The organism is Lutibacter oricola, from assembly GCF_900106565.1.
In the GTDB taxonomy this organism is placed as follows: Bacteria; Bacteroidota; Bacteroidia; order Flavobacteriales; family Flavobacteriaceae; genus Lutibacter; species Lutibacter oricola.
In genome coordinates this window covers 499269-524021 of sequence record NZ_FNNJ01000001.1, presented here as the reverse complement: position 1 = coordinate 524021, position 24753 = coordinate 499269, and the positions used below count along the sequence as shown (strand labels likewise).

Here is a 24753-nt window from a genome sequence, read left to right as displayed (position 1 = left end):
ATTATGTTGTTAGTTTAATTTATCTAAGTTTCTTGTTTTTTTAATTGAAGGATCTGCATCAACATCAACATAGTTTTTCATTTTATCGAAATGAATTTTACTTGGTGTTTGACGCTTTTTAGGCACTGATTTTTTTAATTCATCTGCAATAGATCTGTATTTAGCATTTGAAATTAAATTTTCCCATTCCATAGGGTCATTTTCAATATTGTACAATTGTTCTGTTCCGTTTAAACCTAACAAATAATGCCATTTTCCTTTTAACACTGAAGTTCCACTAGCTGTGATAGTAACTCCTGGGTGCTCCCATTTTGAATTTGATTTTTTCAATATTTTAGAAAAATCATGTCCATCTAAGTTATTTTTTTCAGGCAATCCACACAATGAAACTAATGTTGGGTATAAATCAATTAAGCTAACGTTTTGATCAACTACCTCAGCTTTTTTCATTCCAGGAAGTCGCACAAACAACGGAGTTTTAACAGCTTCTAACCATGTAGTATTTTTAAGATAACGTTGTTTTTCACCTAAATGCCAACCGTGATCTCCCCAAATAACAACAATAGTATTGTCTGCATGTCCGCTTTTTTCTAATGCATCCATTACAACACCTAAACAAGCATCTACATATGAAATATTTGCCAAATAAGCTCTTGTTGCTTCTTTTTCTAAACCATGTTTTTTAATCCATTTATATTCACCTGAAGGTTGAAATGCTTTTTGCCCATTTGGTTTTAAAATATCATCCAAATCATTTTCAGGAACAATTGGCGCTTCAATTTTATTAACATCATACATATCAAAAAATTCTTGAGGAACAACCCAAGGTAAGTGTGGTTTTATAAAACCAACTCCCATAAAAAATGGCTTATCAAAATCTTTTTGTAATTGTTTTGTTGCCCATTCGGCAACTTTATAATCTACAGTTTCTTCAAAAGAATCGGTAGTTGGGCCCCAGCTTAATTTACTTTTCTTGCTTTTAAACTCAGGGTTTTTAACTCCATTAATAATTCCTGCTTTAGAAGCTGTGTACTTTTTTTTGTTCACAGGATCTTTTTCATATCTACGAGCACGCGCAAATTCATCCCAAGCCCAATGACCAAAATCGGTTCCAAATTCAGCTCCGTGTTTATGAAAAATTTTCCCGTTAGCCATTGTATGATAACCATTTTTTGAAAAATATTCTGGAAGTGTTGCATTCTTTTTAACCAATTCAGAATAAATCATATTCTGAGCATTTCCGTATACACCGCTTCTATTTGGCATAAAACCAGAAAGAATTGCAGAACGTGATGGTCCACAAATAGGCGCTGCACAAACTGCATTTTTAAACACCATTGCTCCTTCATTGGTAAACTTATCCATATTGGGAGTAATAGCTTGTTTGTTTCCATCTAAAGGTCCAACCCAATCGTTTATATCATCAATGGCTATAAAAACTACATTTGGTTGTTTTTGTGCTGAAACTTGAAATATTCCAAGTGTTAGCATTGCTAAAAGAATTAATTTCTTCATTATTTTTTATTTAGTGCTATTAGTTTATTTGCAAAAGCTGTTCCTAATCGTTTTTGTCCTTCTGTGTTGTAATGTAAATTATCAGAATGTTTAGGAAAATCATTCCATTTTTTTATTAAAGAAAGTTCGGTTTTTACAATTTCAACTTTGTTATCTAACCTTGCTACTTCTTCCATTCCATTTCTTACCAAACCAGGTCCTTTTTTAAACTTTCTTGGTAACGGATTTACTTGACCTATAACAAATGGTAAACTTTCAATTTTTAACTGTTTTCTATAACCATTTATTAATTGCTGAAGATTTTTTTGGTAGCTTGAAGCTGTAATTTCTTTGTTGGTATCGCTTTCGCCCTGCATCCAAGCTAAACCAATTATTTTATAAGTTTTGCCTTCCTTTTTTAACCGTGTTAAATTGGCATTAATATTTTGAAGATGTGCGTTGTACAATTTTAGTTTTTTACGAACACCGCGTTCTGCTAATTCATTTTTTTCGGCAGACCAATCTGTGCTCCACGCTCCATACAATGACGTTCCTCCAACTGCTTTTTTTATTAATAAATATTCTTGCTTTGGATTTGCTTCAGCTAATGTTAAACCAATAAATAATTCAGGCCCAAAATGTTTATTGAAATTATATTTTTCAATTTCAGTTGTATAATATGATAATGGTCTAGGAGCTATTTTCGGATTATCGGAAGTGCTTAACAAAACTCTATCAGCAACTTTTTCTAATCGTTTTTTTAAAGATGCATCTAAGGTTTCGTAATTTCCGTGACCAGCCATATTACTTTGCCCTGCCAACAAAATAATATGTACGTCTTTTTTTTGAGCGCAACTTGTAATACTGAAAAGTAGTGCAATTGCAAAAACTATTTTTTTAAGCATCATTATTTAACCAGTTCTTTCAATTCTTTTCTAAACTTTTTTAGAATCTCTTTATTTTTTGGATCCTTGGCTATATTATTCCATTCCATTGGATCCTTTTTTTCATTGTATAGTTCCTCAAAACCATCGGTATAAACAATGTATCTATAGTTTTCATCTCTTAACGTGTGGTTTCCTAAGCCTTTTGTTGTTAAAGCTGAATGATTCCACTTACCTTTTGGATTTTCAACTAAATGCTCAAAACTGTTCCCATCTAAGTCTTTCTTCTTTGGCAAATCGCATAAATCAATTAATGTTGGGTACACATCTATTAATGAAACTGTTCTTAAACTTACTCCACTTTTACCATTTCTTGGATCGAAAATAATTAATGGTGTTTTTGCAGATTCTTCCCATAATGTTTGCTTAGACCAATGTTCTTTTTCGCCTAAATGCCAACCGTGATCTCCCATTAAAACAACAATTGTATTTTCTTTGTAATTGCTTTTTTCTAAATTATCTAACACATGACCAACACAAGCATCTGCAAAAGCTAAACTTGCCAAATAACCTTTTACGGCTGATTTCCATTTATTGTTTCTTAAAATTTCAGCATGTAATCTTTCTCCTGCCCAATTTTTTCCAACTCTTCCAACATCTTTTAAATCGTTTTCCAACACTTTTGGAAGCTGAATTTCTTCCTCATTAAATAAATCGAAATATTTTTTAGGAGCATATAAAGGTAAATGTGGTCTAAAAATTCCGCAGGCTAAAAAGAATGGCTTATCGTGTTCTTTTTCAAGAAATTTAACAGTATAATCTGCCGTTTTCCAATCGTTTGTTTTTTCATCAGCAACGTTAACTGCTCCCCAATCAAATGATCTTGTTTTACTACCTTTTACACCAGCTCTTTTAAAATCTATTCCGTGCGTAAATCTTTTTTCTGGATATGGAGTTCCTAATCCTACTTTATTTTCTATTTGAAATGAACCCGGATCACTTCCTTCTTTTGGCTCTTTTGCTGTACCTCTTGGGCTATGAAATATTTTTCCTGAAGCCACAGTTTTATAACCGTTTTGTGCAAAGTACTGAGGTAATGTAACAGTATTTTCAAAACCTTCCATTTCTCTAAAAACTTCTTTATTACCATAAACTCCAGTTCTAAATGGCTGATAACCGGTAAGCATACTTGTTCTAGAAGGGTTACATAATGCCGCTGAACAATATGCGTTTTTAAACACTGTACTCTTTTTAGCTAATTTATCCATATTTGGAGTAATTGCTTGTGGATGTCCTCCAAAAGCTCCAACCCAATCATTCATATCATCAACCATAATTAACAATACGTTTGGTTGTTGCTGAGCGTACATAAAAATTCCGTTTAATAAAACTAGCGCAGTTATTATTCTTTTAATCATTTCGAACTATTTTAAGTTTACTTAACAAATATCTACAACTAATATAAAAATGTGTATGAATTGGTAAATGAATTGTAGCTATGTGTATATAAATTGGTTTACCAAGAAATACAAAAAAGAAAAGACCTTGAATAACAACAAACAAGGTCTTTTCACAATCAATCAAAATAAAACTCAATATTTAATTAATGTTTTCTATTCTTTTTTTCTGGGTTATTCACATATATATTAGACTGCACTGTTTTTAAATATTCATGTGATATTTTTATAGCTTTCTGTTTTGCAGCATCATCATAATCCCAATATTCATCAATTACTTTATTAAAAGGAAATTTAGGATTGTCCTCTCCATACTCTTTTCTAAGTTGTTTCAACTGCTTTTTAAAATCTGAAATTACAGTCTTGTAAACCGGATTATCATATATATTATTATCTTCAGAAGGGTCATTTTTTAAATCATAAAACTCCCAACCTGGAGGTGTTTGTGGTTTATCTTCGTTCATTTTAGTTCCATAGAACTGAATTAACTTATATTGTTTAGTTCTAATGGCAATATGCCCTGGATTGTCATGACTTGCCATATGCATCCAATAATGGTAATAAGCTGCTTTTTTTGAATTTTCAGATTCTTTTCCTGTTTCTAAAATTGACTTAAAACTTTTACCATGCATATAGTTAGGTGTTGCAACTCCTGCAAAATCTAGCATTGTAGGTGCATAATCTATATTTTCAACTATTGCATCAATTTCACCTGGTTTAATAGTTTTAGGATAACGAACAATAAATGGCATTTTCATAGACTCTTCATAAGCCCATCTTTTATCCATATAATCATGTTCTCCTAAATAAAATCCTTGATCACCAGTATAAATAATTACTGTATTATCATACAAATCATTTTCTTTTAAATAATCTATCACTCTTTTTAAATTATCATCAACTCCTTTTACACAACGTAAATAAGCTTTCATATAACCTTGGTAAGCATCTCCATGTATTTCAGCATCGCTTTTAGAAAAATCTAACTTTTTAGACCAAGCTCCAGAATTTGTATAGTTTCTTCTAGGGTTTCTTTTTCCAATTGAAGTTCCAATATATTGTTCTAATTCATTATTATAACCTCTTGTTGCAATAGAACCATTCTTTTTTCTATCTCGCATATTTGCAGGTTCTGGAATATCAACATCGGCTAAATAAGTTTCATATCTAGGTGCGTAATCAAATAAATCGTGTGGCGCCTTAAAATGAAGTTTTAAAAAGAAAGGTTCGTTTGGATTTCTTTTTTCTTGAAACCATTCAAGTGCGGAATCTGCAATACAGTCGGAAGAATGTCCTTTCATTCTTGAACCTTTTTCAATGGTATATTTTCTCCATTTAATACTCTCTTTACCATCAATATCATAAAACACAGGATTAAAATATGCTCCTTGTCCAGGCAACACTTTGTAATAATCAAATGTTTCAGGAAGTTCATGTAAATGCCATTTCCCAATAACGGCAGTTTGATAGCCCGCTTTTTTCATTTCTAAGGCTAAATATTGTTTATCCTTTGGAAGGTGTTCTGCTAATGTAGGACAACCATTAACGGCGCTACTTTGCCCTGTCATAATAGAAGCTCTACTTGGTGTACAAATAGCATTTTGGCAAGAAGCATTAGTCATTACAACTCCTTCAGTAGCAAGGGCATCAATAGTTGGAGTTGGGTTTAATTTTGCCAACCTACTTCCATAAGCTCCAATTGCTTGAGATGTATGATCGTCGGACATTACGAACAAAATATTCGGCTTTTTTACAACTTGATTTTTCTCATTTGATTTACAAGAAACTAGACCACAAACGGCACAAATAAATATTAAGAAAAAATTAGAGGTTTTTTTTATGGATAAATTATTTTTCATGATGATATTAATTTTTATTGGTCTTGTTTTTATTTGATTTATTTTTCAACTTTCCACCTCTAGAATTAATCCAATTTAAATCTAATATTACTGGTTCCCATTTTTCAACAGGCTTAAAACTTGAATCATTATAATCTAGCCCCGAATGACTTTTTTCAATACTTTTAAACGTATCTAATAACTCTTTTTCCAGTTGTAGAGCTTTTTTAGGCATTTGAAAAACTAAATTATTTTCTTCGGAATAATCTTTTGATATATTATACAACTCTTTACTTGGTAATAAATATTTTAAATTTCCTTTTACAATTGAAGTTGTTCCTGCACCATAACGAAATACTATAGACTTAGTTCGCTCATTAGTTTCGCCTTTAAGAATTGGCAAAATATCCTGTCCATCAATAGGGCGATTATCAGGCATTTTATAATTCACTATATTTTTAATCGTAGGAAGGTAGTCTAAGGTTGATAAAACTGCATTTGATGTTGTACCTTTTTTGATTACACCTGGCCAAACTGCAAACGCAGGAACTCTAACCCCACCATCGTATAAAGAACGCTTTCTTCCTCTTAATCCATTTGTAGTTCCGGCTACTCTTCCTGATGGTTTTCTTCCTTCTGGTCCATTATCTGAACAGAAAAATATAATTGAATTATTTAGCTGCCCTGTTTTCTTTAAAGTTTCCACAATCCTTCCAACTTGTTCATCTAATTCCGTTATACACCCATAAAAATGCGCAGCTTCTTTATGCTCTTTATACATTTTTAAATATTTTGGACCTGCTTCAATATCTTTATGTGGCGCGTGAAACCAAATAACCGATAAAAATGGATTATTATCATCCACAGCCTTTTCAATAAAAGGTATTACTCTATCTACAACAACTCTAGCTGCTCCTCCCATTAAACTTACATTTCCTTCACCTTTTAAAGCCTCTCCATTTTCATAAAACGGATTGTTTTTTGCTCTAACTCCTATTCCTGGATTCCAGGTTGTAACTGCTGATTCTGTAACAAAAGAAACATCATAATCTCGTAACCAAGGTGGTGCAAAATTTAATGCTGGCTTTCTAGAAGCTCCTTTAGATGATACCGTTTTACTTAAGGTTCCTAAATGCCATTTTCCAAAATGCCCGGTTGTATACCCTTTTGATTTCAATAATTTTGCAATTGTAATTTCTTGTTTTGGTAAATGACCTTTATTGGCTGTGTAAATGCCCATACGATCGTGATGTCTTCCTGTAAGCAGGGTTGCTCTAGTTGGAGAACATACAGAATTACCAGAATAAAAATGAGTTAACAACATTCCCTCACCTGCCAATGCATCTAAATTTGGAGTTTTAATTATTTTATTTCCGTTAAAACCAGTATCTCCATAACCTAAATCATCGGCCATTATTAAGATAAAATTTGGCTTTTTAGATTGAGCATTTATACTATTAAAATTACCAGCTACAAATACTGTAAATACTACTAAACAAAGTTTATTAAAATATTGTTTTTTCATTCTATATTTAATTCTCATTAAATTAGTTTTTAGCTGTTTTTTTCTTTTTTTTAGAACTAAAACTTTTAACTAAATCACGTTTCTCTTCCCAAGAAATATTTGGATTAAATATTGTTGGAAAATTCTCATAACCATTTCCTTTTATAAGCTTATTCTCTAAAAGTTTTAATTCTTTTGAATAATAACTTTTCATTTTATTTAAAGACTCAACATCTTCATTTGCAATATTTTTCATTTCAAAAGGATCTTTCTCTAAATTGAATAACTCTTCAGTCGATTTCATGTTATTATTTCCTGAATTCCAATAAACATATTTCAATTCTGGAGTTACTACAGCCATTGAATGTGCTTCAGATACTCCCCAAAAATTAAATAATGGTAAAAATTCACGAACTTTTGAAGTTGGCTTTTTCAACAATGGAATTAAACTTTTTCCATCCATATTTTTAGAAACTGGTAATCCTGAAATATCAAAAATGGTTGCTGCTATATCAATATTTCCAGTTAAGGCATTACTAACCTTACCTTGGTGTTTTTTAGGTAAGCGTGGGTCGTAAATTATTAAAGGGGATTTTGAACCTTCTTCATATGGCAATACTTTACCTGCAAAACCGTGAGCTCCACAATTGTAACCATTGTCTGAAGTAAAAATAACAATAGTATTTTTATCTAAACCTTCTTCTTTAAGTGTTTCTAATATCATACCAACAGCCGCATCAACTCCTGTAATTAGCGCATAATACTCTCTAATTGATTTGTTATAATCTGTTATCCAATAGCGATATTGGTTAGCTGCCCTAGATGTGTGCGATTGTTTAGATAAGTGCTCTCCATTTTCAACCCCAAAATTAATAGGTTTTGAAAATGTTTTAATAGACTCATATTTTTTCAAATCTATTGGGTCTGGTGAAACCGGTCTATGGGGCGCTTTAAAACTAACACTTAAGCAAAAAGGCTTTCCTGTTTTAGTTGCATTTTTTATAAAATTTTTAGACCAAGCTCCATTTGCTCTTGTTGCATGTGGGTATTTATTAGCATACTTAACTAATTTCTTGTTTTTAGATGTTTCATAAGATGTTTGCCCAGGGCCGCCAGCAAATTCATCAAAATCATTATCAAATTGAATAAAATTTTGTCCTTTAATATTAAAACCCATTTTACCTACAAACCCTGTATAATATCCTGCTTTTTTTAATTTAACTGGGTAGGATTCATCAAATAATTTACGATCTAAATCTCCGTGACCAAAATTTGTTCCGTGTCTATACTCATATAAACCAGTTAGTACACTTACTCTGCTTGCCATACAAATTGAAGTAGTGTTATAATGGTTTGTAAACATTACTCCTTTATTTGCCAATTTATCTAAATTGGGAGTAATAATTTCTTTATTTCCGTATGCTCCTACAGTATTAATGGTTTGATCATCTGAAAAAAGAAAAATGATATTTGGACGTTCTTGCCCAGTTATCAAAGTGAGTTTCAATAAAAAACAAACTACAATTATGATTTCTTTAAATTTCATATCTAACTTATTTAATCAATACTAGCAGGTGTCCATTTAGGTATACCTCTTTCAGCTTTTTGAGTTTCATAAAGCTTTTCAAAAGGCGCTTTAGAATCTGTCCATACATTATTTTGATTAATCATATATGGAATCATTGATTCATACCAATCAAAGTGTTTTTTTGAAAGTTTTGTTACAACTTCTGGATAATCTAACGCAACATCTTTTTGCTCGTACGGATCCTTTTTAATATCATATAGTTCTTTGCCAACCAATCTCCAACGATCAGTTCGAACCGACCACATTTTATTAGCTGATTTTCTTGGGTCTGGTCCTAAATTACCTCTATGAGTATGCAATACGCGAGGATTCCAAGTTGCTTTATTAGAGTTTTCTAGCAACGGAATTAAACTTCTCCCTTCTAATTCTTGTTTTACTTTGGAAGTATCTGCTCCTGTTAGTTCACAAAAAGTTTTATATAAATCTACATGAGCAGTAAGCGCATTAATTTTTACATTTTCTTTCAGTTTCCCCTTCCAATACCAAAATGCAGGTACGTGAACTCCACCTTCATAAGGTGTACCTTTACCTGTTTTATGACCTTGAATAAAATTTGGATCAGAACCTGGAGCTCCATTATCTGAAGTAAATATAACAAGAGTGTTATCTAACATATTCCATTGCTTTAATTTACGCATAAGTACACCAAAATTGTCATCAATATTTTCAATCATAGCTAATCGAGGATACGGTTTTTCAACTCCTCTATCCTTCATTCTCTTTAAATCTTCTGGCTTAGCAATTAATGGTGAATGCGGAGCATTTGTAGAAATGTACGCAAAAAATGGTTTTTCTTTAGTATTCTGTTCTTTTATCCAAGCCAAAGCAGCATTGAAAAAAATATCGGTACAATACCCTTCCGTCTGCACAATAGTATTGTTATGTAATAAAACAGGATTAAAATATTTAGCATTTTTTCTTTCACCTTGATTTGGAGGGAAATCTGCATAACTAGTAATTTTAACACCTCTTTCTCGCTGACCAATTCCTCCAGCTCCGTGCATTAAAACCTCTGAAAAACCTCTATTTTTAGGTAAATGAGCTTCTAAATCTCCAAGATGCCACTTTCCAAAAATACCTGTTTCATATCCTTCTTTTTGAAGTAATTCAGGAAAAGTTGTTAAATCTAAAGCCATACGTTCTTGCTCGTTATGAGTAGCCGTAACTGCTGCTCTAAACTCGTGAACACCACTCATAATGGCTGCACGTGTTGGTGCACAATTTGGACTTACATAAAAGTTTGTAAAGCGTATAGAATTTTCTGCAAACTTATCCAGGTTGGGTGTTTTTACAATGGGATGGCCTATAGATTCTAAAAGCAATCCCTGATCATCAGTCATTACAAAAACAATATTTGGTCTAGAACCTTTTAAATTTTGAGCCTGCAAATTCAATATAGAAAAAGCAATAAAACATAAATTAATAAATACTCTCATGTGTTCAAACATTTAGCTATTAAAATACAGTTGTTTTTCTACTAACTCGTACATTAACATAAGTTTCAAACATCTGCGTTATTCTTTCAGCATATGCAGGCTTGTTTATTAAATTCCCTTTCTCATCTTCAGCCAAGTTTTCATCTAAATTGAATAATGCTATAGGTTTTAAATTTTCTAATACACCTGGTTTTTCACCTTTAATTATCAGTTTCCATTTTCCTTCTCTAATTGCATAAAATGGACCTCCTTTAGACTGATGCATTAAATATTTATGAACTGGCTTACTAGTTTCACCTTTAAATACTGGCAATAAATTGGCAGAATCAAAAACTTTGGTTTTATCTAATTTCTGATTAGACAAAGCTGCAATTGTAGCAACCATATCTTGCCCAACAATTGACACATTTGAAACCGTATTTTGTTTAATTTTATCTGGCCAAACAGCAAAGAAAGGAACTCGATGTCCACCTTCATTAATTGAACCTTTACTACCATTTAATCCATTACTAGTTTCGTGCCCTGCAGCCTTCATATCTTTATCAAAAGAAAGTCCTCCATTATCTGATGTAAATACTAACAACGTATTATCATACAAACCAGCATTCTTTAAAGTTTTTACAATTAAACCAACTTGAATATCGAGTTCATAAATCATATCTCCATGTTTACCAGGTGTAGCTCCTTTTATTTTTTTACCGTTAAATTCAGCAGGTGGTTCATGTGGAATATGTACAGCTTGACTACAGTAATACATATAAAAAGGCTTTTTAGTTTTAGCCTGATTTTTAATATAATCAACTGCTTTACCAACTAAAATTGGTCCTGCTTGTTTTGGATCCCAATTAGAATCTCCAATTCCTCCACGTGTTTTATGTTTTTTTGAAGTTGAATACCCAGTTTGATCAGCATCTAATTCTTTTAAAACAGAATCTTCTTTTAACTTCATCCAAACTTGATTTTCATAAAAAGCGTAAGGCTTATTCTGAATACCTTCTGGTAATTCTACTGCGTAATCGAAACCATACGTTAATGCACCTGCATTTTCCTTCTCCCAATTTACTTTTGTTTTTGGTTTCCAAGAACCTCCTAAACCCCATTTTCCGAAGAAAGCTGTATTATAACCTCCTTTTTTAGCAATTCGTGCAATGGTCATAAAATTATTAGAATCAATTAAAGCATCTGCATTCGGACTCCAAACTCCATAAGGTCGTTGATTTCTGTATGAATAATTGCCTGTTAACATAGAAAAACGAGTTGGCGCACATAAAGAAGCTGGTGAATGCGCATCTGAAAATCGCATTCCTGCTTGTGCTAATTCATCTAAATTAGGTGTAGGCACCACTCCGTTATTTCCTGTTCTTTGCTTGTGATAAAAATTTATATCACCCAAGCCAATATCATCGGCCATTATAACCACAACATTTGGTTGTTCTTGAGCTTGAATTGAAAAAACTAATAAGACAAATAGTATACTTGATATAAGTGCTTTAAAATTATTCATAAAATTATTAATGATATTATTTTAATTTTCACAATCTGTATTTATAAACTCTTCAGGAACAATTGCTTCTTGATATAAAAAACCAGTTGCTTCAATTGGTTCTTGAACATAAACTGTTTGTTCTCCAGCAGTACATGTATAATTTGCATCTGCTAAAATTGCTGCTATAGATGGTCCAATAGTAATAGCATCGTCATATGAACTTTCAGTAGAAGGATCAGCAATTTCTGCTGGGTACCAACCAAAATGCTTAGATTTTAACTCCGCATTTTCTCCATAAGTAGCTTTTACATCTTTTACATAAACAAATTCGAATGTTCCTTGAGTTAAACCTATAGTTTGATCGTATTTGTTTGAAATAAATCCAGATTCAATTCTTACTGCAAATCCAGCACTTATTGCTGTAACACCTTCAATATCTACCACACCATTATGCATTGCGTGCGGAGATACCATTACTGCTGAATTTCCATTAGTACAAGAAATATTTCGACCTACAATTTTATCTAAACCTCCAACTCTTGGTTCACCAACAACTTGTAAATTATTTAACCCTGTAAAACCTGTTTCTAATCTTAACGTTGCACCACCAACACCAGATAAATCTTTAAATAAAATATTAGCTGCCGATTGGGTTTGTACGGTTCCATAACCGTAATGTGCATTTTCAACATGAATGTTTTTTACAATACCGTTTTCAGGAAATTGGTATAAATTATTATAATCATCACCTCCCATAGTTACTACCGAAAACTTTGTGTAAAAATCATCAACCATAATATCTGATATTAAAAAATTGGTAACTTTATTACAATTAACTACTTGTACATTTGGGTTATTAGCTTGTGTAAAATCTACTTTAAACCTGTTTCCGTTTATACTAGTAATTGAAATATTTTCAATTGGTAACTGGTTTTTTATTCCTAAATGAAAAATGGAATAGTTTTTAGTATCATTTCTATCTGTTGGACGAATTACTGTGTTTTCATCAATTTGAATATGAACATTCGATTTTAAGTGAATATCATCAAAAGAAAAATTCCCTTCAGGAATAGTTAAAATTCCTCCACCATTTGCAGAAACATCATCTATGGCCTCTTGTAACTTAACGCTATCATCTGTAGAAAAAACAATATCCGCACCATAGTCTGTAACCAAATTTTTATTGTAATTTGAATTTGAAACAGCTGTATAAAAAAGATTTTCATTATCTAAAAGCCTAGGAATTTCTTCCACTACTTCCTCTTCATCTTCAATCACTTCAACCTCTTCAACCTGCTCTTCTTCATTTAAATTCACATCCTCTGTTTCATTAGATGAACAAGATGCTATTGCAAAAAAGAATGTTAAACTGATTCCTGCAATTCCTCTAATTAATTTACTCATTTTTTTCATTTTTAATAAATCTAATTAATAAGCAACATCAATAAACCTAATTGAACCAGCTGGCACAACAATTTTAGATGTATTATTTTTAATTTCTACAGTTTCATTACTTAAAATATCTATAGCAGATTTTGGTTTTCTATGTTGAAATTTAACAACTACTTCTCTTTTTTGAGGATTTATATAACCAGGATCAACCAAAATTATTCTTGTATGGTTTTTATCAATTTTTATAGCACTCCAAGATGCTCCTTCAACTAAAATTGGCAACTTTTTAGCTCCTTCTTTAACAGTTTTTGTTATTGTTGAACCAAACTGATTTGCTTCAACCTTTTTACCGTTTACAAACCCAACTTTTGCATTTGATACAAAATATGGTTTGTTCTGTTTTGTAACAAGCTTATCGCTTTCAATAGGTGCAACTGGAACCATTCCATAAGGCATTATAGGCATATAATTTAACCAACGATATTCAACTCCTAAAGCAGCATTTGAAAAATCGTGTTCAGGTACACTTGTTCCTGCCCAATGCATTTGTCCTACTGAAAAAACAGCATTATCATCGTCCTTTTTATATTGCTTTAAATTATGATGTGTATCAACCGAGTGAATTAAATGCTCATCAACATTTTTAATTAAATGCCACGAACCAATAGATTGAATATCTTCTTTTTCAACCACTGGTAACACACCAGATTTCATAAGTGCAAAGAGTATATTTAGCCCTGGATCTTCGGTAAAATTATTATTTGCAACAACTCCATAACGCGCTCCATAAGCTGCCATAACTACACCTTGTCTTAAATACGGTGAAATAGAATTTTGCCCTCCTGGAGATAACGGTCTCCAACTTGTAGGATTATCGTCTATTAAACGCATTGTAAAATCATTTACATAACCACCAGAAAACATTCCTACTCTTCCTGCTAGGTTTAAATCTTGAATTCTATTACTGGTATCTTCTGAAGCTGGAGCTAAAATATCGTTATATTTCCCAGAAAAAAACATCTCTTTCCACAATGGTAAATGCGATGTTGCTGCCCAAAACATATTTTTATATCTAAAATATAATTTGGCTCTATTATTTTTTCTAATAGCTTTTGCCAAACGAGGCATATACTCCTTTACAAAATGAATAACTCTTGGATCATCTACTTTATCCATTTCAGCATACACAAAGCCATAACAAGTTTTTGGAGCAACTTCCAATATTTTTTCTAAGGTTTCAATTTGAATATAAAAAGGATCGTTTCCGTGACCTGCCCAAAATGTAAAAGGTTGTCCTTGTGCTTCATAATCTCTTGCCATTTGAACAATTTCCTCTCTAGTACTTTTATAGTTACCTCGTTTATCTTTTTTTAATGCAGATTTTCCAATTTTTGCTACTAAATGCGATCTATCTGTTCCTTCTTTTGGTGCTTTTTGAATAACAAATTTTATATCACCTCCTTTTAACCTTTTAACTTTGCTATCAATTTTTTTTGAAGTAATCATTACCCATTCTTTATCAGATTTTTTCTGATAACTTGGTAATTTAAAGTTCAAGGTTTGCTCATATAATTTATCTAAATTTTCAGCAACCTCTTGCATTCTACCTTGTCTTTTTTGTGCTTTTTTCCACCAATCTTTTTTATTCAAATTGTAAAAATAAACACTATTTCCACCGTCAACTTCGCCAGCAGCAATTAACTGATTTGATTTAGGTTCTAACACAAAATCGCTATAAACCATTTTGCCATATCTTTCTCCTGACTTACCTATTAATTCACCTTTAGAATTTAACACAAATAAAATTCCGCCATATTGCAACATTATTTCGTGTTTTTTGGCTAAAAATGTTCCTTGAGCATGTGCATAACGTTGCACTTCTTTTCTTGACCCTTTAAACTTTGTAATAACATTAAAATCTCCATCAACAGCTAAAACCAATGGTACCCATGATACATCCCCAAAAAATAAAACGTCATCTTTATTATCTCCATTTATATCTGCAATTGAAACATCAGTAACCATTGCTTTTCTTAGTTCGTTTAATCTTTTATCATTAATAGTAACACTTTTAATTACCTCTTTAGTTTCGGAATTTAAAAAGCCCATAAATTCCCAACGAAATTTATCGTGATTATACGTATACAAAAACAACGATTGTTTGTTTACATCCATAAAGTTTCCTGCTTCAATTTTACGTACAACTCCTTTTATTGGTGTTGTTGAAACAAGTTTTCCTTTACTATCTAATTCATACAATTTATAATTGTTTCCTCCTACAAAAATTTGAAGTTTACCATTGTTAACAACAGCAACTTCTGAAAATCGTACTTTTACATCTGGAGTAAATTTCCATAATAATTTACCGTTACTTCCATAACAATATATAGTTCCATTTGCACTAGCTGCAATTACATCTTCATTAGCATCATTATCTACATCAACTGCAATTATTTCGAATAATACAGCTTTTTTTTCTGAAGGAACACTCCATAATTTTTCTCCTGAAATAGTATATGATGAAATGACTCCGTCTAATTCTGAAAGATATATTACCTGTTTTCCATTAACATTGGCAATTACACTATTTCTAATACCGTTCCCATCTGTTGAAAAATTTTGAGCTGCACAACTAATTGAAAACAATACAATTACTAAAATTATTAATTTGTTTCTCATTTTATATTTGGTTTCATATTCAAGTTTAAAATTCTAACTTTTACAAATATTAACTATATATGTGCGTACATAAAATGTTGTTACAAGTATATTTTTATCATTTACTAAAAGATACATTTATTTAAAACATACGTTTTTACTGGGATACAGCAATAAAAAAAGGAGAAACCAAATTGGCTTCTCCTTTTTTATTAAATATTATTTGCTAAATACTACTTTTTAAACTGATCGTATTCAGGGTTTATTTTAGCATTTTTAAAACGTGGACGATCTTTCCACATATCATAAGTTGCTTTTAATTGTGCAGAAGCTTCTGGATATTGACCTTTATCATCTGTTTCTTTCATCCAGTTTTCTAAATACGCTTTATGAGCATTAAAAGCATCAGCATATTTTGGATTATTTGCCAAATTATTCATTTGATGTGGATCAGCTTTTAAATCGTAGAATTCTTCAGTAGGTCTAATTCCAAACCAATGCTTATCTTGATAAGGAGTTAATTTTCCTTCTTTATGCAGTTTCTTTAAATCTGTTACTATAGGTTTTAAATCTCTATAACCAGCTTGCATCATTGGTCTTTCTGGAAAAAAATTTCTTATGTATCTGTAATCTTTTGAAACAACTGTTCTAATTCTATCAATGGTATAATCACAACGATCTCTTGCTCCAACCACATACTTTGGTTCTTTATAATCTTCAGCAAATAAATCTTGCCCATCTAAATATTCAGGCATTTTTGCTCCACCCATTGCTAATGTTGTTGCAGAAATATCTAATAAAGAAACTAGTTCGTTTCTTACGGTTCCAGCTTTTAAAGCTTTTCCTTTTATCATTAAAGGCACTAGCATTCCACCTTCATAACAAAATTGTTTATGACGTAAAGATGATGGGCTTCCGTGATCTGAAAAGAAAAATATAATGGTGTTTTCCAATTCTCCATCCGCTTCTAATTGAGTTAAAATGTGCTCAAAAGTAACATCAGAACCTCTGTTTGCATTGTAATGCTCTGTCCAAGCTTTACGTTGCGATGGAATATTTGGAAAATATGGTGGTAACGGAACATCGTTAACTGCTAATTTTTCTCCTTTACGTACATATTTAGCATCTTTTTTACCACCCATAATTTGAACTTGCCCAAACCAAGGTTGATTTTTATCTGGCCTCGAATTCCAAACATAATCTTTAACCGTCATATAATCAATAGCCATATTACCTTGCCAGCCATTCATACCTGCAACATAATCCTCTTTTGTACCTACATCGTATAACGCCCTTCTGTCATAATTAAAGTTATAATCATCTTTACCACTATTAAAGGTAAAATAACCCGCTTCTTTCATTAATTCAGGAATAGTTTTCATTCCTTTAGGTAAATTAATATTTAATTCATCAGGAACAATTTCTCCATCAGTAAACCTATTAGATCTATGGTTATGAGTACCTGTTGTTGTTTGCATTTTACCAGTAATAAATGCTGATCTTGCAGCTGAACAAACAGGAGCTGTTGCATAGGCTCTTTTAAAAAGTACACCTTCGCTCGCAAATTTATCAAAAACAGGAGTGTGACCTGTATTAATTGGATCTCCATAACATCCCATAAAAGGTGAAAGATCTTCAGCAATTACCCATAAAATATTTGGTTTTTTTTCAACAGTTTCTTTTTTTGCATTACTACTTCCACACGACAGCAGTAAACAACTTACAATAACAATATAGAATTTTTTATACATCTTGAATTTTTTATTATACTAACAAAATTACCACTCCTAAAACTCGTTTTGTTGTTCTACGTAAAAAACATGTCACTATTAGTTTAATGGAGTATTTAATCTGCAATTTATAACAGCTTTTTAGATTTTACTACCACATTTTATTCTAATACCTGTAAAATTAATTCTTAATTGATAACTTTTAAATAAAAGAAGAACATCACCTATACGATGATGCTCTTCTAGACTAAACTCAATTATTAATCTTTTTTATTTAAGAATATATGGTTTCGACATTTTTAAACCTGGCTCTTCAAATTTCTTCATTTGAGCAAATAATTCTTTTTGCATTTTTGAAGCAATTTCTTTGTATTCTGAATTGTTATAAAAGTTAATTAACTCATTTGGATCTTTTTCTAAATCGAATAAATAAGGTTTTTCTTTTTTATCTAACACTAATTTATATCTATCACTTACAGCAGAAACCCACCATCCACCATTTTTAGCAAAATAAGTGATTCTATCACCAGTAATTTCTTTTTTAGCATTTAAAAAATCTGCGGAAGTATCTAAACCGTGAAACTTAGCCGAATAATTTACACCCATCATGTTTAAAATAGTTGGTGCAAAATCTACATTGGTATATGCAGTATTTATAACCTTTCCTGCTTTAATTTTTTCAGGGTAACGAATTACAAATGGAATTTTTGCTGAAGCCTCATAAGGCACACCTTTATTTCTACGATTGTGTTCAAAAAACATATCTCCGTGATCGGCTGTAAAAATAATAATGGTGTTTTCAACCAAATTATTATCTTCTAAAAACTTTAAAATTCGCCCAACACTATCATCAATATGTTTAACCATACCAAAATATTGTTTTAAAGCAGTTTTATTAAATTTCTTTCCTTCATTTTTATCCTTTTCATTTCCTTTTGCCCAACTTGGCTTAATTGCTGTGTATTTTGCAGCCATTGTTTCTGGAGCTTTCACATCCATATCATTATACATAGTATTGTATGGAGGTTTAGCATAATCTGGGGTATGAGGATCAGGAATTGAAAGCATTAATGCAAACGGTTTGTTTTTATCACGCTCTAAAATTTCTAAGGTTTTATCTGTAAAATAATCTGTTAAATGGATTACTTCATTTTCTGGTAATTTTGCAGCAAATTTTTCGTTAATCCCTTTAATTTTTCCGTTTTTAATATGAAAATAAGGCGCGTGTCCACCACGCATCATATAACGGTTATCTTCAAAACCAGCTTTATATTTAATTCCAAATGTATATTTTTCATGACCTGCTAAATGCCATTTACCAACATATGAAGTTGCATAACCTTGGTCTCTCAAAATAGTTGCAAATGTTGGAATATCTTCACGAATATGCATTCCGTTTTTAGGTGCTCCTGTTACCTGCGGATGCAAACCTGTTACCAAAGATGCTCTTGATGGTGTACACACCGGAGAAGACGCATAATAACTTGTGCAAATAGCTCCTTCCATTGCAATTTTATCAATATTTGGTGTATCCACATTATTACCTTTACCCCAAACAAATGCTTGGTCTTCACTCATTATTTTTTGATAACAACTTAAGGTTCTAAAGTTATGCTCATCTGTATGAATAATAACCAAATTAGGTTTTTCAGTTGATTTTTTTGATTTTTTTTGAGCTTTACAACTCGAGTTTACAATTAAGAAACCCACTGTAATTAGGTATAATATTTTTGTTTTCATCTTTTTGAATTAATAATGTTTTACGAAGGAAGCAAACTTTAAACGTTATTGTGTCTTTTATGGTTTATCGATTGTCTTTTTTAATTAAAACTATGTCTCTATGAGTAAAGCAAGCTACTTAAAGCGCTTCTTTCAATTCAATATCTAAAAACACAAACAAACCACAAGGCACAGCAATTTTTGCATTACCCTTATTGAATTTCACCTCTTCATTTGTTAATAAATTAGTGATTTTTTTCACTTTAGCTGTATGAAAATTAATTGTTGCAATTCTATCATTTGGGTTTACATAACCACCGTCAACCAAAGTTAATCGTAAGTGTTTTGGAGCCGTTTGGGCAGTAACCCAAGCAACACGACCTTCAACAGTTAAAGGTAATTTTTCAGCACCTTCTTCAATGGCTTTTTTAACGGTTGTATAGTAAGTATCTGCGCTGTAAGTTGTAGTTTTATTTTTATCTGAATAGTAATTTTTACCATCCATAAAAATTTCTTTGGTAATGTTTTTATAAATTGGATTTAAATGACTTTCTAATGTTCCTCTCAATGAATTTTTATCAACTGGAGGCGTAGTTAACACCAATCCGTTTGGATAAGTTGGTAAAAATTCTAACCTACGCTCTTTAACTCCTGCTGCATATTTAGAAAAATCCCATTCTGTAACTGGTCCACCAGCATTAACACCTTGTGTACGTCCAACAATCATAGGGTTTTCTTTTTCAAACTTTTCATCATAAAGCGTTACATCTTTTACTTGTTCACCTTTAATAAATAAAGGGTGTGGATCTAACATACTTAAATGAACAGGATTAATACTTACAATTTCGTTTCTTGTTGGCACATATAAAATACCTGTAGAAATCATATCCCATAAAACTTTTTGATACTCTATATTAACTGTTGTGTGGTGCACAACAGAAGCACCACTCGCAATTTGATGCACAAGCATTCTTAATGCATGATTTGGTACTTTTTGATATGATAATTGGCGTAACCTATCGTAACACGGATTATCTCTTGTAAAACGAGTTCCCCATTGATTCATAGAACCTGCAGCCCAAAGCCCTATTCTACCGGAAATACTCATATCCATTACCTTGCTATTAGATTCTTCCATAGATGAAACAAAAGAATCTGCAAATTCACCAGAAACAAGTCGTTTCCACATTGGTGTATATACCACAGATTGCCAAAACGTAAATTTATTTCTTACTGAAATAAAACTATTGGTTCCTTTCATATGTGTTGCCAATGGATAAATAAAATCTTCAGCCATCCACTCTGCATCTTTATCATGAGCACCTAATTCTGCCAAAATTGGAATTACAATTTTATCGCCTGCTGCATCAATTACTTTTTTAGCTGTAGGTAAAGAATAAAAATAAACATCTCTACCATGCCCTTGCCAATATTGAATTCCTGAAGGTGCAACTTCTAATCCTTTTTTAAATTTAGCCAAAGCCTCACTACTGGTTAAATCATATTTTTTACGATGATCGCGCGTTTCTCTTGAAACTTTATTTTCCATACCTGAACGATCCCAATTTTCAACATGTGGGTATAACTTTTTTACACCATCTATATTAATTAAGTTTTTTACGTTTTTACCAGGCAAAGCTGCAGCCTCTTGACTACTTATTCCAGACGACAATACTTTTACGGCAACTTTATGGTTTTCCCATTTAGGAATTTTAAACTTTTTTAATTTTTTACTGAAGTCTTTAGTGTTTGCTAAAATCTTAGCCATTTTTCCAGAAGGCTCCAATTTTTGAAACTCCTTTTTCCAAGAGTTATTTGTATAATCAATTATATGAATACAACTTCCTCCACTTTGTACACTTCCTAAAATTAATTTTCCATTTTCTCCATCTTTACACATATCATTAAAAGCATAATTACTTTCAACAATTTCTGTTGGGTCTCCATTTTTTTCAGGAGAAACTAAATGCATTCTATTTCCAAATAATACATAATATTTAAAACTACTTTTATAAGGAATCGCTTCAGCAGATGCCAACCTGTATCCTACTTTTCCAATATCTTTTCTTGCATTTTTAAATTTGAATTGAATTTTTTCAGCGGTACATTGCTCAGCAGAACCTACGGATACCTGTAAAGCATTCAATCCGTTTCCACCCAATAATATTTCTGTATTTCTGGGTATAATATCATTAATAGCCATAGTTCCTGGACAAGAACCTCCTCCTCCTTTACCTTTCATTTTTGAAGATTGGTAAGGCTTGTCTTCAAACGGATTGAAATAATAAAGAACACCTTGATCGTAATTTGTATTAAACGCACTTAAAACTACTAAAACATCTTTTCCTTTTTGTTCAATTTTTCGTAGATAGTTTATTGCATGATTTTTATGTTTTTTTTCAATACTATAAGAAGCAGACGGAATAGATTTTAACAACGCTCCCTTTGTAGATAAATAATGAATGTTTTTATCGTAACCACCACAAACAACATAGTTGGTTTTACCTTTGCTTACCATTGTTGCAGTTAATATTGGAGCAGAATTTTTCTTGAATTTCCATAACAATTCACCATTATCATCTAAACAATATAAAGTTCCATCGGCATTTGGAGCCAATACTTCATCTTTACCATCATTATCAATATCTGCACAATAAATATCATTGTTCATAAAACCCGAAAGTTCATTTTTCCATTGTAATTTTCCTGAATAATCGTAACAAACTACAGTACCTTCATAACTAGTTCCAATAATTTTTGTGTTGTTATTATACTTCATGACTCTAACTTTCATAATAGTATAATCTGTTTCAATACTTTGAATTCCACCTGATGCTAGTATACTTTGTAAACTAAAAAGCAGTACAAAAAAACATGCTATTTTTCTCATTTGTTTAATTTTTATTTCCTTCTGGGTTACTTCTTAACTCCATTAATTGTTGATCTTTACCAACCAACTGCAGCTTTAACATTTTAACTTCTTCTTGAAGTTTTTTAATATTTGTAGGTAATTTCTCTTCTTTAACTTGCTCAATTGTTACTTTATCTTTATCTACTTTTTTAGAATTTGCAACATAATTTTCATCAAAAAGCATTTTCTGTTTTAAAGGTTTTGATTCTAAAATAATTTCATCTGATTTTAGTCCTTTTACATAAGCGCGAACCTTAATAACTCCAGGTTTATTAGTAGCTCTTATTAAAGCTGTTGCAATACCAAAAGAAGATTTAGCAGGATTACCCATATTTTGAATTCCTCCAATAACTTCTGCAGGACCTTCAACTTCAAAATAAACATACTCTTCAGCAAGTACTTTTTTTGCTCCATTTAAATCAACAATAGTAGCTCTAACAGGAACAAAATCAGATCCATCTGCCATTAACTTCAACCCTTCATCTGCTATACTTAACTGAAGTTTTTCAGATCTCATAGCATAGGTTTTTACATCTTTTACAACTGATTTTCCTTGTATAAAACCTTCAGAAATCATATATCTAATTGCTCCTTTTTGATCACCTTTTCTATGGCGAATTTTATCTAAGTAAAAAACATTTTTAAACACAAATGGAGGATGCGGTAAACCATCATACTTTGGATCTGTAGATGGTTTCTGAATTCCATAATCTTTCCCCATCCAAGTCAGTTTTATTTCATCGCAATTACTATAAATAATAACATCGCTGCCTGATAATTGTGTTAGTTCATTGGTATTATAAATCATAGCACCAGTTTCAATACCATTCAATTTATAATCTGCCGAATTTTGACTTTTATACAAATAGTATGTATAACGAGGCAATCTCAACACATTTAAATGTCCTCCTAAAAAAGGATCTGGATGGTAACCTCTTTGGTGATCAATTCCTGCCCACATAGCTCCACCAATACGAACTTTATCTGTTTTAAATCTTTGCGATAATTGATGTGCTTGTCTTAAAGATTGATCGAGCATTGCTTTTTCTCCCCATTCACGTTTTACACGTACTATTGAATTTTGCGAATACCAATCGTCTACTTCATTACCATCTCCAAATTCTCTGTTAAACGAATTTACAGTTTTTGAATGTCCATGATAATAAACATCCAATCCCCCTTTTTCAGCTTCTTCACAATCGGTTACGGTGTACATTCCCGGGAAAGGATATTCAGAATGTGCAGCCTTATGCATATTATTCATTGCGTGATCTGGCTGCGAAGGTGTTTCGTTAATAGCGGTTTCCCACAATAAAATTGAAGGCCTGTTTCTATCTTTTCGAACTAAATTATGTGAATCTTCATATAAGCGTTCTTCAAATATTTTTTCTTTAAAATTAAAAAAGTGCCAACCCGGATTTGCTGTTGTTGTTAACATTCCTAATTCATCACAAGCATCATAAAAAGCATCGTCTTGAGGGTAATGACCAACTCTAATAATATGACTACCGCCTTCGCGCAATAGTTTTACATCTCTATAATGACTTGAATTTGGAACAGCGTTACCAACATACGCATAATCTTGATGGCGATTTACACCAACTAATTTTTTGCCTATATATTTATTGTTTACAAACAATCCTTCTGCTCCTTTCATTTCAAACAATCGAATTCCAAAACGAGTTCTTGTTTGATCTACAACTTTTCCGTTTACAATAACATCTGTTCTAATAAAATGCAAATATGGATCATCTGGATGCCATAAATGAACATTTTCTACCTTTAAATCTTTTGATAATTGTTTTGATTTTCCTGCTTGCAATCTAATCGATTGTTGCGTTGATTTAATTTCTTTAAATTCTAAATTTTCTAAAACAGATTTAACTATTATAGTTTGTGTTTTATTCGAATTATTAGCAATCTCTGTTCTAATTCCTATTTTAACGTTGTTGCCATTTATTTCTTTAGTTCCAACAAAAACACCACCGCCAGCAACGGTTTTACTAAGCTCAGTAAGTGTAATATATATTGGCTTTGTTTGAATTAAATAAGTATCTCTGTAAATTCCGCCTAAATAACTAAAATCTAATCCGCCCTGATGTTTACCTGGAGGATACATTTTACTATCACTATTATCTGCCATTACTGCTACAATATTCTTACCTTTTTTTAATATTGTTGAAACATCGGCAGCAAAAGGTAAATAACCTCCATAATGTTCGGCTACTAATTCTCCATTTACCCACACTTTAGCAGCGCCCATTACAGCTTCAAAATATAAAAATGTTTTTGAAGAAGTTGAATTTTCATTAACGGTAAATTCTTTTCTATACCAAGCCTTACCTTGATAATTTCTACCACCACTTGCATTTTCAGGCAAAATTTCTAATCCGTGAGGTAAATTTGCAGCTTCCCAATTCGAATCGTTAAAATCTACTGTTTCTGCACCCTTAACATCACCTTTGTAAAAACGCCATCCAATATTAAAATTAAAAACCTTTCGTGGACTGTTTTCTACTTCGTAAAAACCTGCTGTTGAAAATTTTTGTTGGGCAATTGACGTACCGCAAATAAAAATTAATACCCAAAAGTATTTTTTAATTCGTTTCATCTAATTTATTTTTTTTATAAAGTCTTGGTGTATTTCTTTAACTAG

14 protein-coding genes are annotated in these 24753 nt (G+C 31.6%); all 14 read right to left on the bottom strand.

The window, feature by feature from the left end; translation table 11 throughout:
• Positions 1–9 precede the first annotated feature (9 nt).
• Positions 10–1515: a sulfatase gene (locus BLU40_RS02160; RefSeq protein ID WP_090119260.1), complete on the bottom strand. Its 1506-nt coding sequence runs from the start codon at positions 1513–1515 to the stop codon at positions 10–12.
• Positions 1515–2402 (bottom strand): sialate O-acetylesterase, encoded by an 888-nt coding sequence (locus BLU40_RS02155; RefSeq protein WP_090119257.1) that lies wholly within the window; start codon positions 2400–2402, stop codon positions 1515–1517. The genes BLU40_RS02160 and BLU40_RS02155 overlap by 1 nt, the downstream gene beginning before the upstream one ends.
• Positions 2402–3796 (bottom strand): sulfatase, encoded by a 1395-nt coding sequence (locus tag BLU40_RS02150; protein WP_090119255.1) that lies wholly within the window; start codon positions 3794–3796, stop codon positions 2402–2404. Before BLU40_RS02150 ends, BLU40_RS02155 begins: the two co-directional genes overlap by 1 nt.
• Positions 3797–3981: 185 nt before the next feature.
• Positions 3982–5694: a sulfatase family protein gene (locus tag BLU40_RS02145; protein WP_090119253.1), complete on the bottom strand. Its 1713-nt coding sequence runs from the start codon at positions 5692–5694 to the stop codon at positions 3982–3984.
• A 7-nt stretch (positions 5695–5701) separates the two neighbouring features.
• Entirely contained in the window at positions 5702–7216 is a 1515-nt protein-coding gene (locus BLU40_RS02140; RefSeq protein ID WP_217633377.1) for a sulfatase family protein, read from the bottom strand.
• A 4-nt stretch (positions 7217–7220) separates the two neighbouring features.
• The gene (locus BLU40_RS02135; RefSeq protein ID WP_090119249.1) at positions 7221–8723 is read right to left on the bottom strand and encodes a sulfatase family protein; all 1503 of its coding nucleotides are present in this window, start codon (positions 8721–8723) and stop codon (positions 7221–7223) included.
• 11 nt (positions 8724–8734) lie between these two features.
• On the bottom strand, positions 8735–10201 hold the full coding sequence (locus tag BLU40_RS02130) for an arylsulfatase (protein WP_217633376.1): 1467 nt from the start codon (positions 10199–10201) through the stop codon (positions 8735–8737).
• A 19-nt stretch (positions 10202–10220) separates the two neighbouring features.
• Complete coding sequence (locus BLU40_RS02125; RefSeq protein ID WP_090119247.1) at positions 10221–11705, bottom strand: sulfatase family protein; 1485 nt, start codon at positions 11703–11705, stop codon at positions 10221–10223.
• A gap of 21 nt (positions 11706–11726) precedes the next feature.
• Positions 11727–13091: a glycoside hydrolase family protein gene (locus BLU40_RS02120; RefSeq protein ID WP_139170907.1), complete on the bottom strand. Its 1365-nt coding sequence runs from the start codon at positions 13089–13091 to the stop codon at positions 11727–11729.
• A 24-nt stretch (positions 13092–13115) separates the two neighbouring features.
• Positions 13116–15758 (bottom strand): PQQ-binding-like beta-propeller repeat protein, encoded by a 2643-nt coding sequence (locus BLU40_RS02115; RefSeq protein ID WP_090119244.1) that lies wholly within the window; start codon positions 15756–15758, stop codon positions 13116–13118.
• Between the two features lie 212 nt (positions 15759–15970).
• The gene (locus tag BLU40_RS02110) at positions 15971–17488 is read right to left on the bottom strand and encodes a sulfatase family protein (RefSeq protein ID WP_090119242.1); all 1518 of its coding nucleotides are present in this window, start codon (positions 17486–17488) and stop codon (positions 15971–15973) included.
• A 249-nt stretch (positions 17489–17737) separates the two neighbouring features.
• On the bottom strand, positions 17738–19207 hold the full coding sequence (locus BLU40_RS02105; RefSeq protein WP_090119240.1) for a sulfatase family protein: 1470 nt from the start codon (positions 19205–19207) through the stop codon (positions 17738–17740).
• Positions 19208–19325: 118 nt separating this feature from the next.
• The gene (locus tag BLU40_RS02100; protein WP_090119238.1) at positions 19326–22076 is read right to left on the bottom strand and encodes an outer membrane protein assembly factor BamB family protein; all 2751 of its coding nucleotides are present in this window, start codon (positions 22074–22076) and stop codon (positions 19326–19328) included.
• 4 nt (positions 22077–22080) lie between these two features.
• Positions 22081–24708, bottom strand: coding sequence for a glycoside hydrolase family 2 protein (locus BLU40_RS02095; RefSeq protein WP_090119236.1), 2628 nt, complete (start codon positions 24706–24708; stop codon positions 22081–22083).
• Between the last annotated feature and the right edge of the window lie 45 nt (positions 24709–24753).

Bases quoted from the DNA above. Each gene is read 5' to 3' on its own strand.
- BLU40_RS02095 (WP_090119236.1), bottom strand. From the start codon at position 24,708: ATGAAACGAATTAAAAAATACTTTTGGGTATTAATTTTTATTTGCGGT.
- BLU40_RS02120 (WP_139170907.1), bottom strand. From the start codon at position 13,091: ATGAGTAAATTAATTAGAGGAATTGCAGGAATCAGTTTAACATTCTTT.
- BLU40_RS02110 (WP_090119242.1), bottom strand. From the start codon at position 17,488: ATGTATAAAAAATTCTATATTGTTATTGTAAGTTGTTTACTGCTGTCG.
- BLU40_RS02100 (WP_090119238.1), bottom strand. From the start codon at position 22,076: ATGAGAAAAATAGCATGTTTTTTTGTACTGCTTTTTAGTTTACAAAGT.
- BLU40_RS02105 (WP_090119240.1), bottom strand. From the start codon at position 19,207: ATGAAAACAAAAATATTATACCTAATTACAGTGGGTTTCTTAATTGTA.
- BLU40_RS02125 (WP_090119247.1), bottom strand. From the start codon at position 11,705: ATGAATAATTTTAAAGCACTTATATCAAGTATACTATTTGTCTTATTA.
- BLU40_RS02115 (WP_090119244.1), bottom strand. From the start codon at position 15,758: ATGAGAAACAAATTAATAATTTTAGTAATTGTATTGTTTTCAATTAGT.
- BLU40_RS02135 (WP_090119249.1), bottom strand. From the start codon at position 8,723: ATGAAATTTAAAGAAATCATAATTGTAGTTTGTTTTTTATTGAAACTC.
- BLU40_RS02145 (WP_090119253.1), bottom strand. From the start codon at position 5,694: ATGAAAAATAATTTATCCATAAAAAAAACCTCTAATTTTTTCTTAATA.
- BLU40_RS02140 (WP_217633377.1), bottom strand. From the start codon at position 7,216: ATGAGAATTAAATATAGAATGAAAAAACAATATTTTAATAAACTTTGT.
- BLU40_RS02160 (WP_090119260.1), bottom strand. From the start codon at position 1,515: ATGAAGAAATTAATTCTTTTAGCAATGCTAACACTTGGAATATTTCAA.
- BLU40_RS02155 (WP_090119257.1), bottom strand. From the start codon at position 2,402: ATGATGCTTAAAAAAATAGTTTTTGCAATTGCACTACTTTTCAGTATT.
- BLU40_RS02130 (WP_217633376.1), bottom strand. From the start codon at position 10,201: ATGAGAGTATTTATTAATTTATGTTTTATTGCTTTTTCTATATTGAAT.
- BLU40_RS02150 (WP_090119255.1), bottom strand. From the start codon at position 3,796: ATGATTAAAAGAATAATAACTGCGCTAGTTTTATTAAACGGAATTTTT.